Source organism: Nocardioides gansuensis (assembly GCF_003076135.1).
GTDB classification, from domain to species: Bacteria; Actinomycetota; Actinomycetes; order Propionibacteriales; family Nocardioidaceae; genus Nocardioides; species Nocardioides gansuensis.
In genome coordinates this window covers 405,819-431,024 of record NZ_QDGZ01000004.1, presented here as the reverse complement: position 1 = coordinate 431,024, position 25,206 = coordinate 405,819, and the positions used below count along the sequence as shown (strand labels likewise).

General features: G+C 71.1%; 23 protein-coding genes. 3 read left to right on the top strand and 20 right to left on the bottom strand.

Features of this window, described 5'->3' with window-relative positions:
• Nucleotides 1-5 precede the first annotated feature (5 nt).
• The 4 genes from DDE18_RS11570 to moaA all read right to left on the bottom strand — a co-directional run bounded on the left by DDE18_RS11570 (nt 6) and on the right by moaA (nt 6,685).
• The gene (locus DDE18_RS11570; RefSeq protein ID WP_245916617.1) at nt 6-1,121 is read right to left on the bottom strand and encodes a quinone-dependent dihydroorotate dehydrogenase; all 1,116 of its coding nucleotides are present in this window, start codon (nt 1,119-1,121) and stop codon (nt 6-8) included.
• Complete coding sequence (carB, locus tag DDE18_RS11565; protein ID WP_116572398.1) at nt 1,097-4,426, bottom strand: carbamoyl-phosphate synthase large subunit; 3,330 nt, start codon at nt 4,424-4,426, stop codon at nt 1,097-1,099. The genes DDE18_RS11570 and carB overlap by 25 nt, the downstream gene beginning before the upstream one ends.
• Nucleotides 4,426-5,577, bottom strand: a complete 1,152-nt coding sequence (gene carA, locus DDE18_RS11560; RefSeq protein WP_116572397.1) for a glutamine-hydrolyzing carbamoyl-phosphate synthase small subunit — start codon at nt 5,575-5,577, stop codon at nt 4,426-4,428. The genes carB and carA overlap by 1 nt, the downstream gene beginning before the upstream one ends.
• Nucleotides 5,578-5,698: 121 nt before the next feature.
• Complete coding sequence (gene moaA / locus DDE18_RS11555; RefSeq protein ID WP_116572396.1) at nt 5,699-6,685, bottom strand: GTP 3',8-cyclase MoaA; 987 nt, start codon at nt 6,683-6,685, stop codon at nt 5,699-5,701.
• 56 nt (nt 6,686-6,741) lie between these two features.
• On the opposite strand from moaA, the gene DDE18_RS11550 reads away from it, so the two are divergent.
• Entirely contained in the window at nt 6,742-7,539 is a 798-nt protein-coding gene (locus DDE18_RS11550; RefSeq protein ID WP_245916616.1) for an SURF1 family cytochrome oxidase biogenesis protein, read from the top strand.
• Here DDE18_RS11550 and DDE18_RS11545 read toward each other — a convergent pair.
• The 3 genes from DDE18_RS11545 to DDE18_RS11535 all read right to left on the bottom strand — a co-directional run bounded on the left by DDE18_RS11545 (nt 7,483) and on the right by DDE18_RS11535 (nt 11,882).
• Entirely contained in the window at nt 7,483-8,238 is a 756-nt protein-coding gene (locus DDE18_RS11545; RefSeq protein WP_116572395.1) for an SDR family oxidoreductase, read from the bottom strand. The genes DDE18_RS11550 and DDE18_RS11545 overlap by 57 nt on opposite strands.
• 35 nt (nt 8,239-8,273) lie before the next feature.
• Nucleotides 8,274-10,148: an ABC transporter ATP-binding protein gene (locus tag DDE18_RS11540; RefSeq protein ID WP_245916615.1), complete on the bottom strand. Its 1,875-nt coding sequence runs from the start codon at nt 10,146-10,148 to the stop codon at nt 8,274-8,276.
• A gap of 135 nt (nt 10,149-10,283) precedes the next feature.
• Nucleotides 10,284-11,882: an ABC-F family ATP-binding cassette domain-containing protein gene (locus DDE18_RS11535; RefSeq protein ID WP_116572394.1), complete on the bottom strand. Its 1,599-nt coding sequence runs from the start codon at nt 11,880-11,882 to the stop codon at nt 10,284-10,286.
• Between the two features lie 68 nt (nt 11,883-11,950).
• Here DDE18_RS11535 and ypfJ point away from each other — a divergent pair, with 68 nt between their 5' ends.
• Nucleotides 11,951-12,883: a KPN_02809 family neutral zinc metallopeptidase gene (gene ypfJ / locus DDE18_RS11530; protein WP_116572489.1), complete on the top strand. Its 933-nt coding sequence runs from the start codon at nt 11,951-11,953 to the stop codon at nt 12,881-12,883.
• A 35-nt stretch (nt 12,884-12,918) separates the two neighbouring features.
• Here the strand turns inward: ypfJ and DDE18_RS11525 are convergent, their stop codons facing one another.
• The 4 genes from DDE18_RS11525 to DDE18_RS11510 form a co-directional block, all read right to left on the bottom strand.
• Nucleotides 12,919-13,821, bottom strand: a complete 903-nt coding sequence (locus DDE18_RS11525) for a phosphotransferase (RefSeq protein ID WP_116572393.1) — start codon at nt 13,819-13,821, stop codon at nt 12,919-12,921.
• Nucleotides 13,822-13,867: 46 nt separating this feature from the next.
• Nucleotides 13,868-14,473, bottom strand: a complete 606-nt coding sequence (locus tag DDE18_RS11520) for an acVLRF1 family peptidyl-tRNA hydrolase (protein WP_116572392.1) — start codon at nt 14,471-14,473, stop codon at nt 13,868-13,870.
• 63 nt (nt 14,474-14,536) lie between these two features.
• Nucleotides 14,537-15,838: an HNH endonuclease signature motif containing protein gene (locus DDE18_RS11515; protein ID WP_116572391.1), complete on the bottom strand. Its 1,302-nt coding sequence runs from the start codon at nt 15,836-15,838 to the stop codon at nt 14,537-14,539.
• Nucleotides 15,839-16,269: 431 nt separating this feature from the next.
• Entirely contained in the window at nt 16,270-16,815 is a 546-nt protein-coding gene (locus DDE18_RS11510) for an NYN domain-containing protein (RefSeq protein WP_116572390.1), read from the bottom strand.
• Nucleotides 16,816-16,930: 115 nt separating this feature from the next.
• On the opposite strand from DDE18_RS11510, the gene DDE18_RS11505 reads away from it, so the two are divergent.
• A complete protein-coding gene (locus tag DDE18_RS11505) occupies nt 16,931-17,824 on the top strand; it encodes a hypothetical protein (RefSeq protein ID WP_116572389.1) in 894 nt (297 codons plus the stop codon).
• A 14-nt stretch (nt 17,825-17,838) separates the two neighbouring features.
• Here DDE18_RS11505 and DDE18_RS11500 read toward each other — a convergent pair whose 3' ends face one another.
• The 9 genes from DDE18_RS11500 to DDE18_RS11460 form a co-directional block, all read right to left on the bottom strand.
• A complete protein-coding gene (locus DDE18_RS11500) occupies nt 17,839-18,225 on the bottom strand; it encodes an ASCH domain-containing protein (protein ID WP_116572388.1) in 387 nt (128 codons plus the stop codon).
• Between the two features lie 139 nt (nt 18,226-18,364).
• Nucleotides 18,365-18,775 (bottom strand): metal-sulfur cluster assembly factor, encoded by a 411-nt coding sequence (locus DDE18_RS11495; RefSeq protein ID WP_116572387.1) that lies wholly within the window; start codon nt 18,773-18,775, stop codon nt 18,365-18,367.
• Nucleotides 18,772-19,257, bottom strand: a complete 486-nt coding sequence (sufU, locus tag DDE18_RS11490; protein WP_116572386.1) for a Fe-S cluster assembly sulfur transfer protein SufU — start codon at nt 19,255-19,257, stop codon at nt 18,772-18,774. The genes DDE18_RS11495 and sufU overlap by 4 nt, the downstream gene beginning before the upstream one ends.
• Before the next feature lie 5 nt (nt 19,258-19,262).
• Nucleotides 19,263-20,525, bottom strand: a complete 1,263-nt coding sequence (locus tag DDE18_RS11485; RefSeq protein WP_116572385.1) for a cysteine desulfurase — start codon at nt 20,523-20,525, stop codon at nt 19,263-19,265.
• A 2-nt stretch (nt 20,526-20,527) separates the two neighbouring features.
• Nucleotides 20,528-21,286 (bottom strand): Fe-S cluster assembly ATPase SufC, encoded by a 759-nt coding sequence (sufC, locus tag DDE18_RS11480; RefSeq protein WP_116572384.1) that lies wholly within the window; start codon nt 21,284-21,286, stop codon nt 20,528-20,530.
• Complete coding sequence (locus DDE18_RS11475; protein WP_116572383.1) at nt 21,283-21,648, bottom strand: non-heme iron oxygenase ferredoxin subunit; 366 nt, start codon at nt 21,646-21,648, stop codon at nt 21,283-21,285. Before DDE18_RS11475 ends, sufC begins: the two co-directional genes overlap by 4 nt.
• Nucleotides 21,648-22,853 carry a Fe-S cluster assembly protein SufD gene (sufD, locus tag DDE18_RS11470; RefSeq protein WP_342748933.1) on the bottom strand — a complete coding sequence of 402 codons (1,206 nt, stop codon included), beginning with the start codon at nt 22,851-22,853 and terminating at the stop codon, nt 21,648-21,650. Before sufD ends, DDE18_RS11475 begins: the two co-directional genes overlap by 1 nt.
• Nucleotides 22,854-22,910: 57 nt before the next feature.
• Entirely contained in the window at nt 22,911-24,329 is a 1,419-nt protein-coding gene (gene sufB / locus DDE18_RS11465) for a Fe-S cluster assembly protein SufB (protein ID WP_116572381.1), read from the bottom strand.
• Nucleotides 24,330-24,332: 3 nt separating this feature from the next.
• Nucleotides 24,333-25,106, bottom strand: coding sequence for a helix-turn-helix transcriptional regulator (locus DDE18_RS11460; RefSeq protein WP_116572380.1), 774 nt, complete (start codon nt 25,104-25,106; stop codon nt 24,333-24,335).
• Nucleotides 25,107-25,206 lie beyond the last annotated feature (100 nt).

Below are 25,206 nucleotides of genomic sequence, written 5' to 3'. Positions count from 1 at the left end.
GTGCCTCATCCGACGGCCGCGAGGCCCCGCACGATGTGTCGCGGCCACAGCGGGCCCTCGTAGATGAACGCGGTGTAGCCCTGCAGCAGGTCCGCACCGGCTGCCAGCCGGTCGCGGGCGTCCTGCACCGTGGTGATGCCGCCGACGCCGACCAGGGTGAGGTCGGGGCCGACGCGGCCGCGCAGCATCCGGGTCACCTCGAGCGCCCGGGCGGTGAGCGGCGCCCCCGACAGGCCGCCCGCACCGATCTGCTCGACCGTCGCGGGGTCGCTCCGCAGGCCGTCGCGGGTGATCGTGGTGTTCGTCGCGATGATCCCGTCGAGCCCGATCGCCAGCGCGAGGTCGGCCACGGCGAGCACGTCGTCGTCGGACAGGTCCGGTGCGATCTTGACGAGCAGCGGCACCCGGCGATCGGGAGAGGCCTCGTCGGCCACCCGGCGTACGCCCTCGAGGAGGGGCTGCAGCTTCTCCACGGCCTGGAGGTCACGCAGGCCGGGCGTGTTGGGCGAGCTGACGTTGACGACGAGGTAGTCGGCGTACGGCGCGAGGCGGCGCGTGCTGTGCGCGTAGTCGGCCAGCGCCTCCTCCTCCGGCACGACCTTGGTCTTGCCGATGTTGATCCCCAGGACCGGCGAGTCGGCGCGTCTGCTCGCGCCAGACCCGTCGAGTCGGCGCGTCTGCTCACGCCAGGCCGCAAGACGACGCGCCACGACGTCGGCGCCATCGTTGTTGAAGCCCATCCGGTTGACGACCGCCCGGTCCTCGGGGAGCCGGAAGAGCCGGGGCTTCGCGTTGCCCGGCTGGGGCCGGCCCGTCACGGTGCCGATCTCCACGTGCCCGAAGCCCAGGGCAGCCAGGGCGTCGATGCCCACGGCGTTCTTGTCGAAACCCGCGGCCAGACCGAGCGGGTGCGGGAAGGCCAGGCCGAGGGCATGCACCTGCGCAGATGCGCCGACTCGACGCCGATCGGGTGCGCAGATGAGCCGACTCGCCAAGGGGGTCGCTGCCCGGATCGCCCGGAACGCGCCGTGGTGGGCGAGCTCCGGGTCGAGCCGGGTGAACCCGTGGTCGAACAGCAGCCGGTAGGCGCGGCCCATCAGGCGGTCGGCCTCGCGTGCCACTCCTGCAGGCTCCGCACGCCGATCGAGCCGCGGCGCATCGCCTCCATGCCCTGCACCGCGGCACCGAGGCCCTGGACCGTCGTGATGCAGGGGACGTCGCGCAGGATCGCGGCGGTGCGGATCTCGTAGCCGTCGACGCGCGGGGAGCCGCCGACGGTCATGCCGTGCGGGGTGTTGACCACCAGCACCACGTCACCGGCGGTGATCCGCCCGACGATCGTCGGCTCGCCGTTCGGGCCCTCGCCCTCGCTGTGCTTGCGCACGACCTCGGCTTCGACGCCGTTGCGGCGCAGCACCTCGGCGGTGCCCGCCGTGGCCAGGATCTCGAAGCCCATCTCGGCGAGCTGCTTGATCGGGAAGATCATGTGCCGCTTGTCGCGGTTGGCGACCGAGACGAAGACCTTGCCGCTGAGCGGCAGCGACCCGTAGGCCGCGGCCTGCGACTTGGCGAACGCGGTGCCGAAGTCGGCGTCGAAGCCCATCACCTCGCCCGTGGAGCGCATCTCCGGGCCGAGCACCGCGTCGACGGTCTTGCCCTCGGCGGTCTTGAACCGGTTGAACGGCAGCACCGCCTCCTTGACCGCGATCGGCGAGCCGTCGGGCAGGTGGCCGCCGTCGCCCTCGGCCGGGAGCAAACCTTCGGCGCGCAGGTCGGCGATCCGGGCCCCGAGCATCACCCGCGCCGCGGCCTTGGCCAGCGGCGTACCGGTCGCCTTCGAGACGAACGGCACGGTGCGCGAGGCTCGCGGGTTGGCCTCGAGGACGTAGAGCACGTCGGAGGCGAGGGCGTACTGGATGTTCAGCAGGCCCTGCACGCCCAGGCCACGGGCGATCGCCTCGGTGGAGCGTCGGATCCGCTGGATCTCCTCGGAGCCCAGGGTGATCGGCGGGAGGGCGCACGAGGAGTCGCCGGAGTGGATGCCGGCCTCCTCGATGTGCTCCATCACGCCGCCAAGGAAGAGGTCCTCGCCGTCGAACAGGGCGTCCACGTCGATCTCGACGGCGTCGTCGAGGAAGCGGTCGACGAGGACCGGCTGGCGCTCGTTGATGAGCCCGTTGGCGACGTACTTCTCCAGGTAGGCCTCCAGCGCGGCGTCGTCGTAGACGATCTCCATGCCGCGGCCGCCGAGGACGTACGACGGTCGCACCAGCACCGGGTAGCCGATCTCGTGGGCGATCTGCTCGGCCTGCTCGAAGGTGGTCGCGGTGCCGTGCTTCGGCGCCGGCAGCCCGGCCGCGGCCAGCACCCGGCCGAAGGCGCCCCGCTCCTCGGCGAGGTGGATCGCCTCGGGAGTGGTGCCGACGATGGGGACGCCGGCATCGGCGAGGCCCTGCGCCAGGCCCAGCGGCGTCTGCCCGCCGAGCTGGCAGATGACGCCGGCGATCGGGCCGGCCTGCCGCTCGGCGTGCACGACCTCGAGGACGTCCTCCAGGGTGAGCGGCTCGAAGTAGAGCCGGTCGGAGGTGTCGTAGTCGGTGGAGACGGTCTCGGGGTTGCAGTTGACCATGATCGTCTCGTAGCCCGCGGCCGAGAGCGCCAGCGACGCGTGCACGCAGGAGTAGTCGAACTCGATGCCCTGGCCGATGCGGTTGGGCCCCGAGCCGAGGATGATCACGGCCTCCTTGCCCTCGGGCCGCGGCTCCACCTCGGTCTCCTCGTCGTAGGACGAGTAGTGGTAGGGGGTCCGGGCGGCGAACTCCGCGGCGCAGGTGTCGACCGTCTTGTAGACCGGCCGGATGCCGAGCGCGTGCCGTACGCCGCGCACCACGGCGGCGTCCATGTTGCGGATCTTGCCGATCTGGTCGTCGGAGAAGCCGTGCCGCTTGGCCCGGCGCAGCACCTCGGGCGTCAGCTCGGGCGCCACGGCGAGCTCGCGGGCGACCTCGTTGATCAGCACCAGCTGGTCAACGAACCACGGGTCGATCGCGGTGGCCTCGTGGACCTCCTCCGGGGTCGCGCCGGCGCGGATCGCGTCCATCACCTTGCGGAGCCGCCCGTCGTGCGGGGTGCGGACCTCCTCGAGCAGGGCGGCCTTGTCCAGATCGACCCACTCGTGGGCCCACTGGAACGGGGCGTCCTTGCTCTCCAGGGAGCGCAGCGCCTTCTGCAGCGCCTCGGTGAAGTTGCGGCCGATGGCCATCGCCTCGCCGACCGACTTCATGTGCGTGGTCAGTGTCGGGTCGGCGGCCGGGAACTTCTCGAACGCGAAGCGCGGCACCTTCACGACGACGTAGTCCAGCGTCGGCTCGAAGGCGGCCGGCGTGCTGCCGCCGCCCTCGGAGGCCGTGATGTCGTTGGGGATCTCGTCGAGGGTGTAGCCGATCGCGACCTTCGCGGCGATCTTGGCGATCGGGAATCCGGTGGCCTTCGACGCCAGGGCGCTCGACCGCGAGACGCGGGGGTTCATCTCGATCACGATCAGGCGACCGTCGGCCGGGTTCACGGCGTACTGGATGTTGCAGCCGCCGGTGTCCACGCCGACGGCGCGGATGATGCCGATCGCGAGGTCGCGCATCTTCTGGTATTCACGGTCGGTGAGCGTCATCGCGGGGGCGACCGTGATCGAGTCGCCGGTGTGCACGCCCATCGGGTCGAGGTTCTCGATCGAGCAGACGATGACCGTGTTGTCGGCCCGGTCGCGCATGACCTCGAGCTCGTACTCCTTCCAGCCGAGGATCGACTCCTCCAGGAGCACCTCGGTGGTCGGGCTGGCGGCCAGCCCGGCGCCACCGATGCGGCGCAGGTCGGCCTCGTTGTAGGCCATCCCCGAGCCGGTGCCGCCCATGGTGAAGCTGGGGCGCACGACCATCGGGTAGCCGAGGTCCTCGGCGGCGGCGAGCAGGTCGTCCATCGAGTGGCAGATCACCGAGCGCGCGGACTCGCCGCCGAGCTCGGCGACGATCTTCTTGAACTGCTCACGGTTCTCGCCGCGATCGATCGCCTCGATACTGGCACCGATCAGCTCGACGCCGTACTTCTCGAGCACGCCCGCCTTGTCGAGGGCCACCGCGCAGTTGAGGGCGGTCTGGCCGCCGAGGGTCGCGAGCAGCGCGTCGGGGCGCTCCTTGGCGATGACCTGCTCGACGAACTCGGGGGTGATCGGCTCGACGTAGGTGGCGTCGGCGAACTCCGGGTCGGTCATGATCGTGGCCGGGTTGGAGTTGACCAGGATGACCCGCAGGCCCTCCTCCTTGAGCACCCGGCAGGCCTGGGTGCCGGAGTAGTCGAACTCGCACGCCTGACCGATGATGATCGGGCCGGAGCCGATCACCATCACGGACGTGATGTCGTCGCGCTTGGGCATCAGGCCTTGCCCTCCATGAGGTCGATGAAGCGGTCGAAGAGGTACGCCGCGTCGTGCGGCCCGGCGGCCGCCTCCGGGTGGTACTGCACCGAGAACGCCGTGAGGGCATCCGCGTCGTCGCGGAGCTCGAGGCCCTCGACCACGTCGTCGTTGAGGCACACGTGGCTCACGGTGGCGGTGCCGTATGGCGTCCGCACAGCATCGTCCAGCGGCACTCCGTCCGGCCATTGCACGGCGAACCCGTGGTTGTGGGCGGTGACCTCGACCTTGCCGGTCGTGCGGTCCATCACCGGCTGGTTGATGCCGCGGTGGCCGTACTTGAGCTTGTAGGTGCCGAAGCCCAGCGCCCTGCCGAAGAGCTGGTTGCCGAAGCAGATGCCGAAGTAGGGCAGGCCGCGCTCCAGGGCGCCGGTGAGCGTCGAGACGTCGGCCGTGGCCGGGTCGCCGGGGCCGTTGGAGAAGAAGAGGCCGTCGGGCTCGACCGCGAGCACGTCGTCGATGGTCGCGGTGGCGGGCAGGACGTGCACCTCGATGCCGCGCTCCGCCATCAGCGCCGGGGTCATCCCCTTGATGCCGAGGTCGAGCGCGGCCACGGTGAAGCGCTTCTCGCCCACGGCGGGCACGACGTACGCCTCGTCGACGCTGACCTCCCGGGCGAGCTCGGCGCCCTTCATCTGGGGCTGCTCGAGGACGCGGTGGAGCAGGGCGTCGGGGTCGGTCTCGGTCGTGGAGATGCCGACGCGCATCGCGCCACGCTCGCGCAGGTGCCGGGTCAGGGCGCGGGTGTCGATGCCGGAGATGCCGACGACTCCCTGCTCGCGGAGCTCGTCGTCGAGCGTGCGCTGCGCGCGCCAGTTGGACGACACCCGGGCGGGGTCGCGGACGACGTAGCCGGCCACCCAGATCCGACGGGACTCGGCGTCCTCGTCGTTGACGCCGGTGTTGCCGACGTGCGGGGCCGTCATCACGACGACCTGCCGGTGATAGCTGGGATCGGTCAGCGTCTCCTGGTAGCCGGTCATGCCGGTGGAGAAGACCGCCTCGCCGAAGGTCTCCCCCTCGGCGCCGAAGGACTCGCCGCGGAAGACGCGGCCGTCCTCGAGGACCAGCAGGGCTGGTCGGGCATGCAGGGCCTGGGCAGGCTGGGGCACGCCGTACCTCCTTCTCCGCCTCACGGGACGGATCGTTAAAGGATGTTCGAGCGCTGCCGACCCTATCAGCGGGAGCGTCGCGGGCCGGCATCGGTCCACCGACGATCGCGGCCCGGCTGCGCTAGCCGCCGATCGCGGACATCGGCCGGTCGGGCTGCAGGAACGAGGGGTCGTCGATGCCGTGGCCGGCGCGCTTGCCGGCCATCGCGATCACCCAGCGGTCGGCCAGCTCGGCGTCGGTCGCGCCGGCGCGCATCGCCGTGCGCAGGTCTGACTCCTCGCGGGCGAAGAGGCAGTTGCGCACCTGCCCGTCGGCGGTGAGCCGCACCCGGTCGCAGTCACCGCAGAACGGGCGGGTGACCGAGGCGATGACGCCGACCGTGCCGGGGCCGCCGTCCACGTCGAAGAGCTCGGCCGGGGCGCTCCCCCGCGGCACGCCGTGGGGCGTCAGGGTGAACTCGGTGGACAGGCGATCGAAGATCTCGTCGGCGGTGATCATCTGGTCGCGATGCCAGCCGTGCTGGGCGTCGAGCGGCATCTGCTCGATGAAGCGCAGGTGGTAGTCGTGCTCCAGCGACCAGCGCAGCAGCTCGGGCGCCTGGTCGTCGTTGACGCCGCGCAGCAGGACGGCGTTGATCTTGACCGGGCCCAGCCCCGCGTCCTTCGCGGCTGCCAGCCCGGCGATCACGTCGCGCAGCCGGTCGCGGCGGGTGATCTCGGCGAACGTCTCGGGCCGGATGCTGTCGAGGCTCACGTTGATCCGGTCGAGGCCGGCGTCGCGCAGCGCCACCGCGGTGCGCTGGAGCCCCAGCGCGTTGGTGGTCACGGAGGTCTCGACCCCGAGTCCGGAGGTGCGCCGGACGATGTCCACGAGCCCCCGACGTACGAGAGGCTCGCCGCCCGTGAACCGCACCTCCGTCACCCCGAGCCGGGTGACGGCGATCGTGATCAGCCGCACGATCTCATCGTCGGAGAGCGTCTGCTCGTCGGGCAGCCAGTCGAGTCCCTCGGCGGGCATGCAGTAGGAGCAGCGCAGGTTGCACCGGTCGGTCAGCGAGACGCGCAGGTCCGTGGCGACACGGCCGAAGCGGTCTGCGAGCGGGAGCATGTGGCCCAGTCTAGGGGCTCGGAGGTTGGTCCGAGGTGGGCCGATAGCCTCCGGGTGTGCGACCGAAGGGATCCCTGCTCAGCCGGCGATGGGTCCTGTTCGCCCTCACCGTGATGGCCCTGGCCTGGCTGGCGTGGCGGCTCGGCGAGTGGCAGTTCGACCGGCTGGAGGAGCGCAAGGAGCGCAACGCGCTGATCGAGCGCAACGAGTCGCTCCCTCCGGTCGATGTCCGGGAGGTCCTCGCGCCCGGCGAGCCGGTCGCCGAGGAGGAGGAGTGGCGGGTCGTCACCGCCACCGGCTCCTACGACGAGGCCGCGACGGTGATCGTCCGCTACCGCACGCGCGAGGGCGCCCCCGGCGTGGAGGTGGTGGTGCCGCTGGAGCTCGGCGACGGCTCCACGCTGCTGGTGGACCGCGGCTGGTTCGGCACCGACAACCGCGGTGCGACTCCGAGCGACGTACCCCCTCCCCCGCAGGGGCAGGTCACCGTCACCGGCTGGGTCCGGGAGGACGCGACCGGCGACGAGGCCGAGGTGACCGACCAGTCGACCCGTGCGATCAGCTCGGAGCAGATCGGCGAGGCGCTCGACCGCGAGGTGCTCGGCGGGTTCGTGCAGCTCGAGTCGGAGTCGCCGGAGCCGGAGCAGCCCCTCGAGCCGGCCGAGCTGCCCGAGCTCGACGACGGCCCGCACTTCTTCTACGGCCTGCAGTGGTGGTTCTTCGGGGCGCTCGCGATCTTCGGCTTCTTCTACCTGCTGTACGACGAGTGGCGGGGCGGCCGGCGGACGACCCCGGGCTCAGAGCGCCCGGAGCATGCCGCCGTCGACGGGGACCATCGTGCCCGTGACGAATGACGCCGCAGGCGAGAGCAGGAACGCCGCCACCCGGCCGAACTCCTCGGGCTCCCCGTAGCGACCCATCGGGATCCCGGCGATGGCGGCCCGCCGCGCGGCCTCGGCGTCGCCGGTGGAGGCGTCCAGCTCGGCCAGCCGCTCGGTGCCGATCCGACCCGGCAGCAGCCCGTTGACGCGTACGCCGCGCGGGCCGAGCTCGTCGGCCAGGGTCTTCGCCACCATCGCGAGCCCGGGCCGCAGGCCGTTGGAGATGGCGAGGTTGCCCAGCGGCGCGCGCACGCTGGAGGACAGCACGAGGGCGAGTGAGCCGCCGTCGCCCAGCTCGGCGCCGATCTCGCGGCACAGCCGCACCGCGCCGAGGAAGACGCTCTCGAAGGAGGAGCGCCACGCCTCGTCGGGAGTGGACGTGACGGTGCCGGTGGGCGGTCCTCCGACGCTCACCAGGGCGCCGTCGAGGCGACCCCACCGCTCGTGCGCCGCCGTGATCAGCCGGGTCGGTGTCTCCGGGTCGGCGTTGTCGGCCACCACCGCCACGGCCGCGTCGCTGAGGGCCGCGACGGCCTCGTCGAGCGGCTCCTGGTGCCGCCCGGAGAGCACCACGCGGGCGCCGTCGGCGACGAGCGCCTCGGCGGTGGCGCGGCCCAGGCCGCGGGCGGCCCCAGTGAGGATGTAGACACGATCACGCAGCTGCAGGTCCATGGCCCGGAAGGCTATCGAGCCCGTCCGGCGACCCGTCAGGCGACCGGAGCGGTGTCGTCGCGGAACTGCGTGCGGTAGAGGTCGGCGTAGAGTCCGCCCTGGGCGAGCAGCTGGGTGTGCGTGCCGGACTGGACGACGCGGCCGCCGTCCAGCACCAGGATCTGGTCGGCGTCGCGCACGGTCGAGAGGCGGTGCGCGATCACGAGTGAGGTGCGTCCTTCCAGGGCCGCGTCCAGCGCCCGCTGGACCGCCGCCTCCGACTCGCTGTCGAGGTGGGCGGTCGCCTCGTCGAGCACCACGATGGAGGGCGCCTTGAGGAGCAGGCGGGCAATCGCGAGCCGCTGGCGCTCGCCGCCGGAGAGCCGGTAGCCCCGGTCGCCGACGACCGTGTCGAGGCCGTCGGGCAGGGCCCGCACCAGCGACGCCACCTGTGCGGCCTCGAGGGCGGCCCAGAGCTGGTCCTCGGTCGCCTCGGGCCGGGCGTAGAGCAGGTTGGCCCGGATCGTGTCGTGGAACATGTGGGCGTCCTGGGTGACGTAGCCGACGGCGGCCTCCAGGGACTCCAGTGTCACGTCCCGCACGTCGTGCCCGCCGACGCGGACGGTGCCCGAGGTGGCGTCGTAGAGCCGGGCGACGAGGTGGGTGATCGTGGTCTTGCCGGCGCCCGAGGGACCGACGAGCGCGACCATCTGGCCGGGCTCGGCGACGAAGGACACTCCGTGCAGCACCGGGCCGTTGTCCCGCGACTCGGTGCGGGCGACCGTCTCCAGCGAGGCGAGGGACACCTCGTCGGCGGTCGGGTAGGTGAAGTCCACGCGGTCGAACTCGAGGCGCGACGCGGTCCGTGGCAGCACCACGGCGTCCGGCTTCTCCTGCACCAGCGACGGCAGGTCGAGCACCTCGAAGACCCGGTCGAAGCTCACCAGGGCCGTCATCACGTCGATGCGGACGTTGGAGAGTCCCTGCAGCGGGCCGAGCAGGCGCAGCAGCAGGATGCCGAGGGCCACCAGCGTGCCGACCGACAGGTCGCCGCGGATGGCGAGGTAGCCGCCGATGCCGTAGACGAGCGCGGTGGCCAGCTGCGGGAGCAGGGTCATCGCCGCGAAGAACACCCGGGTGAGCAGCGCGATCCGCACGCCCAGGTCACGGACGACGGCCGCCTTCTCGGCGTACAGGGCGTCCTCCGCCTCCCGGCGGCCGAAGAGCTTGAGGAGCATCGCGCCGCCGACGTTGAAGCGCTCGGTCATCGCGTTGCCGAGGTCGGCGTTGCCGTCCATCTGCTCGCGCGAGAGGCCGGCGAGGCGGTTGCTGACCCAGCGGGAGGTCAGGAACAGCAGCGGGAAGAGCAGCAGGCAGAGCAGGGTCACCTGCCAGCTCAGCGCCATCATGGTGATGCCGACGACGACCGCCGAGATCAGGTTGGAGACGGTGCCCGAGAGCGTCGAGGTGAAGGCGCGCTGGGCGCCGATGACGTCGTTGTTGAGGCGGCTGACGAGCGCGCCCGTCTGGGTGCGGGTGAAGAAGGCGAGCGACTGCCGCTGCACGTGCGCGAAGACCTGGGTGCGGAGGTCGAAGATCAGGCCCTCGCCGATGCGGCTGGACAGCCAGCCGGCGATCAGGCCGAACGCCGCGGTCACCACGGCCACCACGCCGATCAGGACCGCGAGCCACACGACCACCGACACGTCGCCCCTGGCGATGCCCACGTCGACGATGCGCTGCAGCAGCAGTGGCGGCACCACGACCAGGCCGGCGTCGATGATGGTGATGACAAGGAACGCGGCGATCAGCCGCCGGTGCGGCCGCGCGAACGACAGCACGCGCCGGAGGGTCTGCCGCTCGATGCGGCTCTCCACGACGCTGCGGTCGGAGCGGAGGTGCCGCCACGGGGGCCCTCCCGGTCCCATCATCGACACGGGCACTCCTCTCGATCACGCACGTCTCGTCCACGTACGCCGATGGCTCAACGCCTCCGGCAGTCCTGCTGTTCCCGAGCGTAGGAGCTCAAGTCGGCTTGAGGTCCAGCCGGCGCGCTCGAGGACCGGTCAGGCCAGCGCCACGAGGTCGGCGTAGTCGTCGCTCCACAGGTCCTCGTCGCCGTCGGGCAGCAGCAGCACCCGGTCGGGCTCGAGGGCGTAGACGGCCCCCTCGTCGTGGGTGACCAGCACGATGGCGCCCTCGTAGGTCTTGATCGCCCGCAGCACCTCCTCGCGGGAGGCGGGGTCGAGGTTGTTGGTCGGCTCGTCGAGGAGCAGCACGTTGGCGCTGGAGACGACCAGGCTAGCCAGGGCGAGCCGGGTCTTCTCGCCGCCCGACAGCACCCCCGCCCTCTTGTAGGCGTCGTCGCCGCTGAAGAGGAAGGACCCGAGGACGGAGCGCGCTTCGGTGTCGGTCAGCGCCGGGGCTGCCGACTGCATGTTCTCCAGGACGGTCCGGTTGACGTCGAGGGTCTCGTGCTCCTGGGCGTAGTAGCCCAGCTTGAGCCCGTGGCCCGGCACGACCATCCCGGTGTCGGGCTGGTCGATGCCGGCGAGGATCCGCAGCATCGTGGTCTTGCCAGCCCCGTTGAGGCCCAGGATGACGACGCGGCTGCCCTTGTCGATGGCCAGGTCGACGTCGGTGAAGACCTCGAGCGACCCGTAGGTCTTCGACAGCTCCCTGGCCGTGAGCGGGGTCTTGCCGCAGGGCGCCGGCTTGGGGAACTTGATCGCGGCGACCTTGTCGGACTGCCGCTCCGCCTCCACGCCGGACATCAGCTTCTCGGCACGCTTGAGCATCGACTGCGCGGCCGAGGCCTTGCTGGCCTTGGCGCGCATCCGGTTGGCCTGGTCGGTGAGCATCTTCGCCTTGTTCTCGGCGTTGAGGCGCTCGCGCTTGCGCCGCCGCTCGTCGGTCTCACGCTGGGCCAGGTAGTCCTTCCAGCCCATGTTGTAGACGTCGATCTCGGCGCGGTTGGCGTCGAGGTGCATCACCTTGTTGACCGTCGCAGCGAGCAGGTCGTTGTCGTGGCTGATCACGATCAGCCCGCCGCGGTGGGACTTGAGGAAGTCGCGCAGCCACACGATCGAGTCGGCGTCGAGGTGGTTGGTCGGCTCGTCGAGCAGCAGCGTCTCCGCACCGGAGAAGAGGATGCGGGCCAGCTCGACGCGGCGGCGCTGGCCGCCGGAGAGGGTCTTGAGCTGCTGACCGAGGATCCTCGGCTCGATGCCGAGCGCCGCGGCCATCTGGGCGGCCTCGACCTCGGCGGCGTAGCCACCTCCGGCGTGCAGCTCCGCGTCGGCCTGGGACCAGCGCCGCATGCCCTTCTCGTGGACGGCCGGGTCGGGCGACGCCATCTGCTCCTCGGCCTCGCGGAGGCGGCGTACGACGTCGTCGAGGCCACGCGCGGACAGGATCCGGTCACGGGCGAGCACCTCGGGGTCGCCGATCCGCGGGTCCTGCGGGAGGTAGCCGATCTCGCCGCTGTGGACGACCTTCCCGGACGCTGGGAGCGCCTCTCCGGCGAGGATCTTGGTGAGGGTCGTCTTGCCCGCGCCGTTGCGCCCCACGAGTCCGATCTTGTCGCCGGCGGCGACACGGAAGCTCACGTCCTCCATGAGGAGTCGGGCGCCCGCGCGGACCTCGAGCTGCTGGGCGGTGATCATCAGGGGGTTAGTCTACGGGCGGGTAGGACCGGTCACCGACTCGGCGGACCACGGACGAAGGGATGGCCATGCGCTTCAACCCGAAGGCTCGCCTCGACACGGGCCGGATCGGCCAGGGCGGCGGTGGCGGCGGTGGTCTCGGCGGCGGCGGGATGCGCATCCCGGGCGGCGCCCGCGCCGGCGGCGGCCTCGGCGGCCTGATCATCCTGCTGCTGTTCTTCGTGCTGACGCAGTGCGTCGGTGGCGGGAGCGGCCTCCCCACGCCGACAGATACGGGCATCGAGCAGGGTGGCTCGGACGCGAGCCGGATGGGCGACTCGGAGCGCTACGCCAACTGCAAGACGGGTGCAGACGCCAACGAGGACGTCGACTGTGCCCGCGTGGCCGTGGAGAACTCGCTCTTCGCCTACTGGCAGAAGACGCTGCCCGAGCAGGGCGGCACGCAGTTCTCCCCCGCCACCATGATCACCTTCAGCGGCGGGGTGAACACCGGCTGTGGCCAGGCGACCTCGCAGGTCGGCCCCTTCTACTGCCCCGCCGACCAGCACATCTACCTCGACACCACGTTCTTCCAGGATGTGCTCGAGGGCCAGCTCGGCGGCCAGGGCGGCGACTTCGTCGAGCCCTACGTCCTCGCCCACGAATACGGCCACCACATCCAGAACCTGATGGGGACCATGGGCCGGGTCCGCACCCAGAAGGGCCCCGAGTCCGACGCCGTGCGCCTCGAGCTGCAGGCCGACTGCTACGCCGGCATGTGGACCAGGGACGCCAGCGACGGCGACGGCATCCTCCAGGGCCTCGACCAGGGCGACATCGACGAGGCCCTCGACTCGGCCAAGGCCGTCGGCGACGACCGCATCCAGCAGAAGTCGGGTGGCGGGGTCAACCCCGAGGCCTGGACCCACGGCTCGTCGGAGCAGCGGATGCGCTGGTTCTCGACCGGGTTCGAGGAGGGCACGCTCGAGGCATGCGACACCTTCTCGGCCAGCTCCCTCTAAGCCCGGTCAGCCGGGTGCTCGGGTCCTGACTCTCGTCAGCCGAGCAGGGCCTCGATCTGGGTGACCTGTGCCTGCAGCGCCCGGAGGTACGGCGCGACGCTGGGGTGCTTGAACTTGCCGGCCAGCGCGCCCTCGCCCTCGGCGACGAGGGCGAGCGCCCAGTCCGCGCGGGTGAGCGCCGTGTAGACGGCCGTGACGCGGGCGCCGAGCGCCGCCTCCTCGGCCGTGCCGAGACCAGGAGGCAGGGCCGAGAGGTAGGCGTCGAGGAGCGGCTCGAAGCCCTCGCGAGTGGAGAGCGAGAGGTAGCCGACGTCGGCCCCCACCGGGCCGGTGCCGAGGTGGGCCCAGTCGATCGCGACCGCGTCGTCCCCGTCACGGCCGCGGACGTTGGCGGCGACGAGGTCCCCGTGCTGGGGGACCTGCGGAAGCGCGTCGCAGCGCTCCAGCCACAGGTCACGCACGCGCCAGAGGTGGTCGGCGATGTCGGCCGCGGGCGTGCGGGAGAGGGTGCGCCAGCCGCCACGACGGTCGACGAGGGCGAGGCGCGAGCGCAGCTGGCCGCGGGCCAGCCACGGCTGCGTGCCGAGGTCGGCGGCGGCGAAGCGCCCCAGGCAGGTGGCCAGGAAGAGGCCGGTGGTCTCGGCTTCCGGCACCCATGCGTGCACGACCGTGACCCCGTCGTCGTCCTCCTCGACCCGGACGACCGGCGCCTCCCGGAGACCGGGACTGTGCGCCACCACGCCGGACAGCGCCACGTCGGCGGCTCGGCGCCAGTAATTCACGTCGCGCGGGTCGTGCAGGCCGGCCACCTCATGGGGCTCCGGTCGCAGCAGTCGCTTCACGACCACCTCGCGGCCACCCTCGGTGGCGACCCAGACGCCGGCCGTCGACGGACCTGCCCCGGGGAGCCGCCTCCAGCCGGGCTCTGGCTGCCACATGCCGCGGACGCTAGCGCACCCGACGCGCCCCACCCGGGATTGCGGCTCAGGCGTTGACGACGTCGACCTGCAGCGAGGTCGCGTCCCGCACGGCCCCCTCCAGCGTCGACCGCCTCGGGTCCGGCACCGGCAGCCACGGCTCGAGGACGGCCAGACCACCGAGCCGGGGGTCCTCGAGGACAGCCTCGATCGCGCTCCGGTCACCGCCCGCTACCACCGGTCCGAGGCCGCTGAGGATGCGCGCGGCATGCTCGGCGGCAGCTTCGAACGCCTGCCGTGCCTGGTTGTCCCGCCGCCGCGCGAAGCGTTGCTGGCTCTGGCCGCCCGCCTTCGTCCGTCCCTGCACGTGCCGCTGTCCCACCTTGCTCTCGCCCATCCGCTCCCCCGCCATCCGGGCGATCGCGAAGCCACCCTTGCGGACGAGCAGCAGGCCCCAGTCGGCCGGCGGCTCTGCCGAGCTCGCGAACGCAGCAACGTCGGCGGGACCGTCGTACGCCGCGGCGAAGGGCAGGCGGGCTGCGAACCAGGAGCCATCGACTGCCTCGCCGCGCAGGGCGCCGTCGGTCACGCTCAGGGCGGTCTCGCCGTGTCGCTCGGTGAAGTTGTCGGCCCAGCGGGGGAATCGGGTGGCCGGCACCCGCACGGTCGTCACTTGCAGGACGGTAGCGCCCAGGCGTGCCGATGGCCCCGCCGGTGGGCGGGGTGTAGAGCGGGGTCATCGTCGGCGTTGGCCGGGAGCTGGTTGCGGTGGTTGAGGAAGGACGGAGTCCTGTCTCGAAACCACGGCGCCGTCGAGACCGAGGTCGAGTGGCCGGGTGCCCGTGCGGTCACGCAGGAAGTGGTGGCCGTGCGGGCTGGTCCACAAGCAGACTCCGGAGGCGAGCGCGAGGAGTCGCCATCGGCCGTGCGTCTTGAGCCGATGATGTCGTCGGCACAGACAGGCCAGGTTGGAGGTCGTGGTGGGTCCTGGTTGCGGCCGGCCCTCGGCGGCGGCGTCGTGGTCGTAGGGGATGACGTGATCCAGGTCGCAGCGTCGTGCCGGCCGGGAGCAGTGCGGGAAGACGCAGGTGCCGTCGCGGAGCTGGACCTGGCGCTGCAGTCGAGGCGAGGGGGTGTAGCTGGAGATCGTGATCTCCTCGGCCAGGTCGATGACCGGGAGGACCCGGATCTCGGTATGGGAGTCGCCCAGCCAGTCCTTGACGTGCTGGAGCAGCGCGAGGCGTTGGCCTTCCTCGACGAAGACCGTGGAGTCCCAGGCCAGCCCGGCTCCTGTGGCGTGCTTGCCCGAGGCGACGGCGCTGGCGGACAGGTGCAGGTGGAGATCGAGCCGGCGCGCTGCCGGGAGCTTCACGCCGTCCGGCGCGGCAGCACCCGGGCCGTTCGCCTGCCCGTTGTCCTGGACGTGGAGGTCGAGGGCGCGTTGGTGGCGGGCGAGCTCGCCGAGTGCCATCGCCCGGCGGGCGTCCAGCGGTGTGTCGGAGCCCAGCGCCTTCAAGGTCGCGGCGCCTTCCTTCAGCGCGTGGTCGAGGTCGTAGGCGTCGGCGAGGTCGAGCTCGCCGGTGATGCGGATGGTGCCGGACGAAGAGACCTGTGCGCCTCCGTCGTCGAGGGTCACGTGCCGGGTGTCCTTGACCGGGGTGGGGTCCTCGGGGTCGTCGGTGTCGGGTGGGGTGCCCTGCCGGGCGAGCGCGCTGGCCAGGAGCCGGTCGAGCTGGGCGGTGCCGATCCGGGCGGCGAACGGGGTGACCTGTCGGTCCACCCAGCCCGCGGACTCCGGAGTGAGCGTGGGTGTGGTGTGGATGGTGGCCTCGGCGATCCGCCGTGCGCGCCATGGCGGGACCGTGCCGGCGTGGGTGGCGGCCCAGAGCCTCGGGAGGCGGTGGCGCAGCTCCAGGGCGTGCCCGACCAGCCGCTTGGCGGCGGTGGTGGACATCCCGAGCACCGCACCGAGCTCGGCGAAGCAGAACTCCGCGACCTCCGGACAGCCCGGCCCAGCGATCGGCTCGCCGTGCTCCATGCCGGCCAGGGCCGGAACTCGCCGGCGTCGTGGATCGACTCCGGCGGGTGCAGGTCCGCCCACGCCGCGGCGAGCTCGAGCTGACGCGCCGCTTCGGCGTGCTCCACCGCCTGGGAAGCCCGTGCCGCAGCCAGCACCTCGGCCGCGGACAGCTCGTCCACTGCCTTGGTCCCGAAGCTCGCTGCCGTGGTCATGTCTTCGACCCTAGAGGCGACCACCGACACTCAAGGCAGGGATTCACGCTCAGCGAGTGGGCTGCGGGCAACATTTTCGAAGAGACTTTCCCGACGGTGGCCAAGGCCCACGCCGGGAGCAGACCGGGCAGCCGACGTCGTACGCCGACACGGCGCTACGCGGCAAGGACCTGCACGGGTTCCTCGTCTGGGCTGTCGACGACGGCGTCGGTGGCGTGCCCTGAGGACCGGCGTACGTCAGAGGAAGTCGAGCGGGTCGAACTGGTCGATCGGGATGACGCGCACGCGTGGCAGGCGCGAGTTGAACGCCTCGACGTCGTACTCCAGGTCGACGATCCTGAGCCCCGGGACCTCCCGGAAGGCCGCGTTCACGAACTCGCCGAAGCCGACCACGCCGACCTCACGCGTGCCGTCGCAGAGCGCCCGGACCTGCGGCAGGAAGTCGCCGTCGTGGCTGGCGAGGACGACGTCGGCCTGGCGGTCGAGGAGCGCCTCGGCGGTGCGCTGGATCGCGATGTCGACGACCTTGCCCTCGCCCGACAGCGGCACCGGCCGGTAGCCGATCGCCAGCAGGGCCTGGACGAACGTGGCCGGCAGCTCACTTCCCACTGCCAGGAAGAACAGCCCGGTGACGGGCTGGTCGAAGGACCGCTCGGTGTACTCCAGCAGCCGGTCCCACCGCGGCCGCTCATCTGGGCGCGGTCGTCGCCCCAGGATCGAGTTGCCCAGGGTGGCATCGATGTTCTCGCCGTCGACGAGGAGGTAGGTCGTCCGGTCCGCCATGGGCTGACCCTCCCATGCCCGAAGGCTCCCCGTCATGCCGACGAGCGCCGGAGGTCGTCCACGACCGGCTCGACGACCGGCGGAACGCGCGGGCCCACCACGCCGTCCCACTGACATGGCGATCACGCGCACTCCCCTGGGCCTCCTCGTGGCCCTGGCGCTCGCCGGCTGTGGCACGGCCGGCTTCCCGATCGGCCAGCAGGCGGCGGAGGACCCGCCGGTGTTCCACGTCCAGACCGAGAAGGGCACGGTCCTCCAGGTCGACGCCTGGACCTACTGCGACGAGGGGTTCTGTGCCGACGGGGCTCCGAGCGATCATCCGCCGAAGGTCGGCAGCCCCGACGTCCTGACGTTCGAGTTCGACCACGCGGGCTGGGACTTCGACTCGGTCACCTTCCGCGAGCACGGCACCCGCGGCACGGAGGGATACACCTGCGCGCGCGAAGTCCAGGTCGAGGCCGAGAAGACAGGCGAGCGCACCTTCCGCATCCACCCCGCCGGGCCCGCCGGCGACTGGGACGTCGACATCTTCGGCCGGGGACCGGCAGGCGACGCGGTCACAACAGTGCACTGGAAGACCCCGGTCGAGGGCACCTACCCCGAGCAGGCCACCGGCCAGGCAGCCGTGCTCGCCGACCACGACGGCGAGCTCGACAGCTACGGCGTGGAGCTCGGGCTGTCCGACCTCGACCGCCACTACCCCGGCGCGACTGCGCAGATCACGGTCACGTCCGCCGAGGGCGGCTCTGTCACCATCCCGGTGAAGGGCGACAACCGACGGTGCTACAGCGAGGGCAGCCTGGGGTTCCGGGCTTCGGACGAGCGGGGACGCGAGGCCATCGGCCTGGGCTCAGCCCCGTTCACCTACGCGGCCGCGGTGATGCTCGCCGGCAAGACCTACGTCGGCACCGGAGTCTGGCCCGACGACACCAACGACGAGATCAGGCCGGCCATCCCGCTCACCGACTGGCAGCCGGCCCTCCCGGCGTACGACGGAACGCCGGGCTGAGCGGGCACGGGAGCTCAGTCGCCCGCGTAGACCACCCGCAGCCACTCCGTCACCACGCCGTTGGAGATGCCCACCCCGGTCGTCTCCAGCAGCGCACGCGGCTGGCCCGCGCCGTCGCAGAGGATGCTCAGCACGCCTTCGACGGGGAGCTCGTCGCCGTAGTCCTCCAGCGGGGCGGAAGTCTCGCCGACCTCGTCGCGCAGGATCGCGAACAGGAACGAGTCCGCCTCTTCGGCCGTCTCCCCGAAGGACCACGCCGGCGGCGGCACCGACTCCAGCGTCGTCGGGCCGAAGTAGGTGGGCGCGGCGTTCAGCTTCGCGTGGAAGCGGGCCAGGTCCCAGAACGCGCGGACCTCGGGGTGGTCGGGCTCGGGTACGGCGTCGGGGCCTGGCTCAGTCATGGACCGAGCGTAGCCCCGCCCCAGGTCTCGACCCGCTCGCCCCGGGTCTCGACCCGCCGGTCGCGGGCTCGCAAGCTCGCCCGCGGGGCTCGCTCGACCTCTTCGGGTCGCGAGCCTCGACTTCGTCGAGCCTCGCGCCTCAGACGTTGAAGCCGAGCGCGCGCAGCTGCTCCCGGCCGTCCTCGGTGATCTTGTCGGGGCCCCACGGTGGCATCCAGACCCAGTTGATCGCGACGTCGCTGGCCAGGCCCTCGAGGGCGCTGTTGGTCTGGTCGGTGATGACGTCGGTCAGCGGGCAGGCCGCGGACGTGAGCGTCATGTCGAGGACGACGTTGCTGCCCTCCTCGATGTGCACGTCGTAGACGAGACCGAGGTCGACGACGTTGATCCCGAGCTCCGGGTCGACGACGTCCTTCATCGCCTCGGTGACGTCCTCGACGGTCAGCGTGGACGTACCGCCCGTCGCCTCGAGGACCTCGGGCAGGTCGTCATGGCGGTCGGATGCCGTGCTGCTGGGTGCCTGGCCATCGGGTGCCTGTGCGGCGGTCATGACTTCTCCTCCTGGAGCGCCGGGTCTGACTGGAGAGCCTGCGCGGTGGCGTCCTTCCATGCCATCCACGACAGTAGTGCGCACTTCACGCGCGCCGGGAACTTCGCGACGCCCGCGAAGGCGATGCCGTCCTCGAGGACGTCCTCGTCGGGCTCGACCTGGCCCTTGCCCTGCATCAGCTCGAGGAAGACCTCGTGCGTCTGCATCGCCTCCTCGACCGGCCGGCCGATCACCAGGTCGGTGAGCACGGAGGCCGAGGCCTGCGAGATGGAGCAGCCGAGCGCGTCGTAGGACACGTCCACCACGACAGGGCGCCCGTCCGGGCCGTCGTCGAGGTGCACCCGCAGGGTCACCTCGTCGCCACACGTGGGGTTGACGTGGTGCACCTCCGCCTCGAAGGGGGCACGCAGCCCTGCGTGGTGGGGGTTCTTGTAGTGATCCAGGATGATCTCCTGGTAGAGCGAGTCGAGGTCGGTGCTCACGACGGTCAGCCCACCTTGAAGTAGGAACGGGTGTGGTGAAGTCCCTCCACCAGTGCGTCGATCTCGGCCGGCGTGGTGTAGAGGTAGGACGACATCCGCGTCGAGCTCTGCACGCCGTACCTCGCGTGTGCCGGCTTGGCGCAGTGGTGGCCCGCGCGCACCGCGATGCCGCGCGAGTCCAGCACCTGCGCGATGTCGTGCGGGTGCACCCCTTCGAGCTCGAAGGAGATCGCTCCCCCGCGCTGCGTCGCGTCGAGCGGGCCGAGCACGGTCAGCCCGGGCACAGACTGAAGCCCCTTGAGGGCGTACGCCGTGATCGCCTGCTCGTGGCGGTGGATGGCGTCCATCCCGATGTGGCCGAGGTAGTCGACCGCCGCGCCGAGGCCGATGGCCTCCACGATCGGCGGGGTGCCGGCCTCGAACTTGTGCGGGATCCCGGCGTACGTCGAGCGCTCCATGCGGACGGTCGCGATCATCTCGCCCCCACCCAGGAACGGAGGCAGCGCCTCGAGCACCTCACGGCGGCCCCACAGCACGCCGATGCCGGTCGGGCCGACGACCTTGTGACCGGTGAAGACCAGCACGTCGACGCCGGCGGCGCTCAGCTCGCCGAGGTCGATCGGCAGCTGCGGCGCGGCCTGGGACGCGTCGACGACCACGAGCGCGCCGACCTGCTTGGCGCGCCGGGCGATCTCGGCAACCGGGTTGATGGTGCCGAGCATGTTGGACACCCACGTCAGCGAGACGACCTTCGTGCGCTCGGTGACCAGCTGGTCGATGTCGGACAGGTCGAGCTGCCCGTCGTCTGTCAGCCCGAACCAGCGCAGCGTGGCGCCCGTGCGCTCGGTGAGCAGCTGCCACGGCACGATGTTGGAGTGGTGCTCCATCTCGGTGATGACGACCTCGTCGCCCTCGCCGACCTGGAAGGGGCTCTTCCAGGCCAGCGTGTTGGCCACCAGGTTGAGCGCCTCGGACGCGTTCTTGGTGAAGACGATCTCGTCGCGGCTGGGCGCCTTGACGAAGGCGGCAACCTTGTCGCGCGCCGCCTCGAAGGCCTCCGTCGACTCCGCACCCAGCTGGTGCATGGCGCGGGCGATGTTGGCGTTGTGGCGCTCGAGGTGGTCGACCATCGTGTCGATCACGACCTGCGGCTTCTGCGACGTGTTGGCGCTGTCGAGGTAGACCAGGCGCTGCCCACCAGCCAGCGTCCTCTCGAGGATCGGGAAGTCCTTGCGGATGACTTCCAGCTCGGGGAGCAGCCCGTCCATGGTCAGACCGCCGCGCGGGTGTACTTGTCGTAGCCCTCGGCTTCCAGCTGGTCGGCCAGCTCAGAGCCGCCCTCCTCGGCGATCTTGCCGTCGACGAAGACGTGCACGAAGTCGGGCTTGATGTAGCGCAGGATGCGCGTGTAGTGGGTGATCAGCAGGACACCCTTGTCGCCCGCCTCGGCGAAGCGGTTGACGCCCTGGGACACGACCTTGAGCGCGTCGATGTCGAGGCCGGAGTCGGTCTCGTCGAGCACCGCGACCTTGGGGTCGAGCAGCTCCAGCTGGGCGATCTCGTGGCGCTTCTTCTCGCCTCCGGAGAAGCCCTCGTTGACCGAGCGCTGCGAGAACGACGGGTCGAGGTTGGCGCGCTGCAGGGCGGCGTTGACGTCCTTGACCCAGGTGCGCAGCTTGGGTGCCTCGCCGTCGATCGCGGTCTTGGCGGTGCGCAGGAAGTTGGAGACCGAGACGCCGGGGACCTCGACGGGGTACTGCATCGCGAGGAAGAGGCCCGCGCGGGCGCGCTCGTCGACGCTCATCGCGAGCACGTCCTCGCCGTCGAGGGTGACGGTGCCGCCGGTGACGGTGTACTTGGGGTGGCCGGCGATGGAGTAGGCCAGGGTGGACTTGCCGGAACCGTTGGGCCCCATGATCGCGTGGGTCTCGCCGTCCTTGATGGTCAGCGCGACGCCCTTGAGGATCTCCTTGGGGCCGTCCTCGGTGTCGACCGAGACGTGCAGGTCCTTGATCTCCAGCGTGCTCATGCGGGGGTCACTCCATTCAGGGTGGTGTCGATGTCGACGTAAACAGACAAGATGCCGCTGCTGTCCTCTCGGATGGCGACGGGGAAGGTGGCAACCGGCTCGGTCGCCGGAAGTCCGGTGGGCTTGCCGGTGCGCAGGTCGAACCTCGACCCGTGCAACCAGCACTCGACCGTGCAGTCGTCGACCTCACCCTCGGAGAGGGCGACGGCCGCGTGGCTGCACATGTCCTCGACGGCGAAGACCTCCACGTCGCCGTCAGGTGAGGTGTGACGGGCCACGGCGACGTCCTGGGCGCCGAGGGTCACACCGAGCGCCTCGTCGACGGGGATGTCGTCGAGGGCGCACGCGCGCTGGAAGGCCATCAGACCGTCCCGCGAGGGGACGCGGGGGCGGAGCCCCCGTGCGAGACGTTCTTCTCCAGCTCCTCCTCGACGGTGGCGAGCAGCCGCTCCTCGAGCTCGGGCACGCCGACCTTGCGGACGAGGTCGTTGAAGAAGCCGTGGACGACCAGGCGCCGGGCCTCGGCCTCCTCGATGCCACGCGAGCGGAGGTAGAACAGCTGCTCGTCGTCGAAGCGGCCGGTGGCGGACGCGTGGCCGGCGCCCTCGATCTCGCCAGTCTCGATCTCCAGGTTGGGCACCGAGTCTGCCTGGCAGCCGTCGGTGAGCACGAGGTTGCGGTTCTCCTCGTAGGTCTCGATGCCCACGGCGACCTTGCGGATCAGCACGTTGCCGACCCACACGGTGTGCGCACCCTGGCCCTGCAGCGCGCCCTTGTAGACGACGTGGCTCTTGGTGTTGGGCGCGGTGTGGTCGGCGAAGAGCCGGTGCTCGATGTGCTGCCCGGCGTCGGCGAAGTAGAGGCCCAGGAGCTCGGCCTCGCCGCCGGGACCGGCGTACTCGACGTTGGCGTGCATGCGCACCAGATCGCCGCCGAAGGAGATGGCGGTGTGCCGGACGCGAGCGTCCCGGCCGACGCGGATGCCGTCGCGGGCCAGGTGGACCGCGTCGTCGTCCCAGTCGTGCAGGCTCAGCACGTTGACCTCCGCACCGTCGCCGACGAGCACCGACGTCGTCGCGCAGTAGCGCGCCGAGCCGGTGTGCTCGAGCACGATCGTGGCCCTGGCGTGGGCGCCGATGCGCAGCACCAGGTGGCCCCACACGAGGTCGTCGACGCTGGTGCCCTTGAGGCGCAGCACCACCGGCTCGTCGAGCTCGGCCTCGGCGGCCACGTCGAGCAGGGCGGCGCCGCCGGCGAGGGCGACCGCCAGGGCGGCCGGCCGCTCGTTGGGCGGCAGCTCGCCGAGCTCGCGCGCCTCCTCGGTGGTGATGGTGGACAGGGTGACGCCCGCGGGCAGGCTCGTCTCCCACGTCAGGTGGGCGTCGGACGCCTCGCCGTCGAGGATGCCGCGCAGCCGCTTGAGCGGCGTGAAGCGCCACACCTCCTCGCGGCCCGTGGGCACGGGGTGGTCGGCCAGGTCGTAGGACGCCGGGGGGTTGAGGTGGGAGTCCACCCGCTCCAGCGTGGGGCCGTCCTGCTCCAGGGCGGAGCGGACGCTGTCAGTCACGGTCACAGAATTCGCTTTCGGGTCTCTCGGATACGGCGTGGGGCAGAGCGGTGGCGATCAGCCGACCGCTCCCTCCATCTGCAGCTCGATGAGGCGGTTGAGCTCGAGGGCGTACTCCATCGGCAGCTCCTTCGCGATCGGCTCGACGAAGCCGCGCACGATCATCGCCATCGCCTCGTCCTCCTGCATGCCGCGTGACATGAGGTAGAAGAGCTGGTCGTCGGAGACCTTCGAGACGCTCGCCTCGTGACCCATGGACACGTCGTCCTCGCGGATGTCGACGTAGGGGTAGGTGTCGGAGCGGCTGATCTGGTCGACCAGCAGCGCGTCGCACAGCACGTTGCTCTTCGAGCCGTGCGCACCCTCGTTGATCTGGATCAGGCCGCGGTACGACGTGCGGCCACCGCCGCGGGCCACCGACTTGGACAGGATCGAGCTCGAGGTGTGGGGCGCCGCGTGCACCATCTTGGCGCCGGCGTCCTGGTGCTGGCCTTCGCCCGCGAACGCGATCGACAGCGTCTCGCCCTTGGCGTGCTCGCCCATCAGGTAGACCGCGGGGTACTTCATGGTCACCTTGGAGCCGATGTTGCCGTCGACCCACTCCATGGTCGCGCCGGCCTCGCAGGTCGCACGCTTGGTGACGAGGTTGTAGACGTTGTTGGACCAGTTCTGGATGGTCGTGTAGCGGCAGCGACCGCCCTTCTTCACGATGATCTCGACGACGGCCGAGTGCAGCGAGTCGGAGCTGTAGATCGGCGCGGTGCAGCCCTCGACGTAGTGCACGTAGGCGTCCTCGTCGACGATGATCAGGGTGCGCTCGAACTGGCCCATGTTCTCGGTGTTGATCCGGAAGTAGGCCTGCAGCGGGATGTCCACGTGGACGCCCTTGGGCACGTAGATGAACGAGCCGCCCGACCACACCGCGGTGTTGAGCGCGGCGAACTTGTTGTCGCCGACCGGGATGACCGTGCCGAAGTATTCCTGGAACAGCTCGGGCTGCTCACGGAGCGCGGTGTCGGTGTCGAGGAAGAGCACGCCCTGGGCCTCGAGGTCCTCGCGGATCGAGTGGTAGACGACCTCGGACTCGTACTGCGCGGCCACGCCGGCGACGAGGCGCTGCTTCTCCGCCTCCGGGATGCCGAGCTTGTCGTAGGTGTTCTTGATGTCCTCGGGGAGGTCCTCCCACGACTGCGCCTGCTTCTCGCTGGAGCGCACGAAGTACTTGATGTTGTCGAAGTCGATGCCCGAGAGGTCGGAGCCCCAGGTGGGCATGGGCTTGCGGCCGAAGAGCTTGAGACCCTTCAGGCGCAGGTCGAGCATCCACTGCGGCTCGCTCTTCTTCCCGGAGATGTCGCGCACCACGTCCTCGTTGAGGCCACGGGTCGCGGTGGCGCCGGCGACGTCGGTGTCGGCCCAGCCGAACTCGTAGCGGCCGATGCCCTTCAGCTCCGGGTTGAGCTCTTCGATGGAGGTCATGCCTCAGACCTTCCTCTTCTTCTCGGGGGTGGTGGTGCTGCTCGGGTGGTCGAGCGTGCTCGGGGGGTCGAGCGGAGTCGAGACCCCGCTCGGGTGGTCGAGCGGAGTCGAGACCCCGCTGGGGATGCAGGTGGTGCAGACGCCGTCGCCGTGGGCGATCGTCGCCAGCCGCTGGACGTGGGTGCCGAGGACGCGGCCGATGGCCTCCGTCTCGGCCTCGCACAGCTGCGGGAACTCGTGGGCCACGTGGGAGACCGGGCAGTGCTGCTGGCACAGCTGCTCGCCCAGCGCCGGCGCCTTGCGCACGGTGGCGGCGTAGCCCTGGTCGGTGAACACCCGGGCCAGTGCCTGGGCGGGCGTGAGCGAGGGGTCCTCGTCGACCGCCCGTGCGTAGTCGCGCGCGACGAACTCGACCCGCCGGCGCGCGAACGCCATCACGGCGTCCTCGCCCTGTGTCTCGGACAGGAACCGCAGCGCCTGGACCGCGAGGTCGTCGTACTGCTGGTCGAAGTGGTCACGGCCCGTCTCGGTGAGCGCGAAGACCTTCGCCGGGCGGCCCCGGCCGCGGTGGCCGTAGACCCGCTGCTCACGCGGCTCGACCGTGCCGTCGCCGACCAGGTGGTCGAGGTGGCGGCGCACGGCGGCGGGCGTGAGGTCCAGCCGCTCCGCGAGGGCGGCGGCCGTCGAGGGACCGTTCTCGAGGATCGACCGGGCCACGCGCTCACGCGTGGGCGCATCCCCCTCGGGGGGCGCAGTCGAGGTCCTCACGAATTCCACAACGCCAGTGTGACGTTAATGATTCCGCCGGATCAAGCAAGGGTCACCTAACCTCGGGTGGACCGCCGTCCGGACACGCCGTCCCACTTCCTAGACTTCC

Bases quoted from the DNA above. Each gene is read 5' to 3' on its own strand.
- carB (WP_116572398.1), bottom strand. From the start codon at position 4,426: ATGCCCAAGCGCGACGACATCACGTCCGTGATGGTGATCGGCTCCGGC.
- DDE18_RS11475 (WP_116572383.1), bottom strand. From the start codon at position 21,648: ATGGCCTTCCAGCGCGCGTGCGCCCTCGACGACATCCCCGTCGACGAG.
- sufB (WP_116572381.1), bottom strand. From the start codon at position 24,329: ATGACCTCCATCGAAGAGCTCAACCCGGAGCTGAAGGGCATCGGCCGC.
- DDE18_RS11525 (WP_116572393.1), bottom strand. From the start codon at position 13,821: ATGTGGCAGCCAGAGCCCGGCTGGAGGCGGCTCCCCGGGGCAGGTCCG.
- DDE18_RS11505 (WP_116572389.1), top strand. From the start codon at position 16,931: ATGGCGATCACGCGCACTCCCCTGGGCCTCCTCGTGGCCCTGGCGCTC.
- DDE18_RS11545 (WP_116572395.1), bottom strand. From the start codon at position 8,238: ATGGACCTGCAGCTGCGTGATCGTGTCTACATCCTCACTGGGGCCGCC.
- ypfJ (WP_116572489.1), top strand. From the start codon at position 11,951: ATGCGCTTCAACCCGAAGGCTCGCCTCGACACGGGCCGGATCGGCCAG.
- DDE18_RS11485 (WP_116572385.1), bottom strand. From the start codon at position 20,525: ATGGACGGGCTGCTCCCCGAGCTGGAAGTCATCCGCAAGGACTTCCCG.
- DDE18_RS11515 (WP_116572391.1), bottom strand. From the start codon at position 15,838: ATGGAGCACGGCGAGCCGATCGCTGGGCCGGGCTGTCCGGAGGTCGCG.
- DDE18_RS11500 (WP_116572388.1), bottom strand. From the start codon at position 18,225: ATGACTGAGCCAGGCCCCGACGCCGTACCCGAGCCCGACCACCCCGAG.
- DDE18_RS11495 (WP_116572387.1), bottom strand. From the start codon at position 18,775: ATGACCGCCGCACAGGCACCCGATGGCCAGGCACCCAGCAGCACGGCA.
- moaA (WP_116572396.1), bottom strand. From the start codon at position 6,685: ATGCTCCCGCTCGCAGACCGCTTCGGCCGTGTCGCCACGGACCTGCGC.
- DDE18_RS11540 (WP_245916615.1), bottom strand. From the start codon at position 10,148: ATGATGGGACCGGGAGGGCCCCCGTGGCGGCACCTCCGCTCCGACCGC.
- sufC (WP_116572384.1), bottom strand. From the start codon at position 21,286: ATGAGCACGCTGGAGATCAAGGACCTGCACGTCTCGGTCGACACCGAG.
- DDE18_RS11510 (WP_116572390.1), bottom strand. From the start codon at position 16,815: ATGGCGGACCGGACGACCTACCTCCTCGTCGACGGCGAGAACATCGAT.
- DDE18_RS11535 (WP_116572394.1), bottom strand. From the start codon at position 11,882: ATGATCACCGCCCAGCAGCTCGAGGTCCGCGCGGGCGCCCGACTCCTC.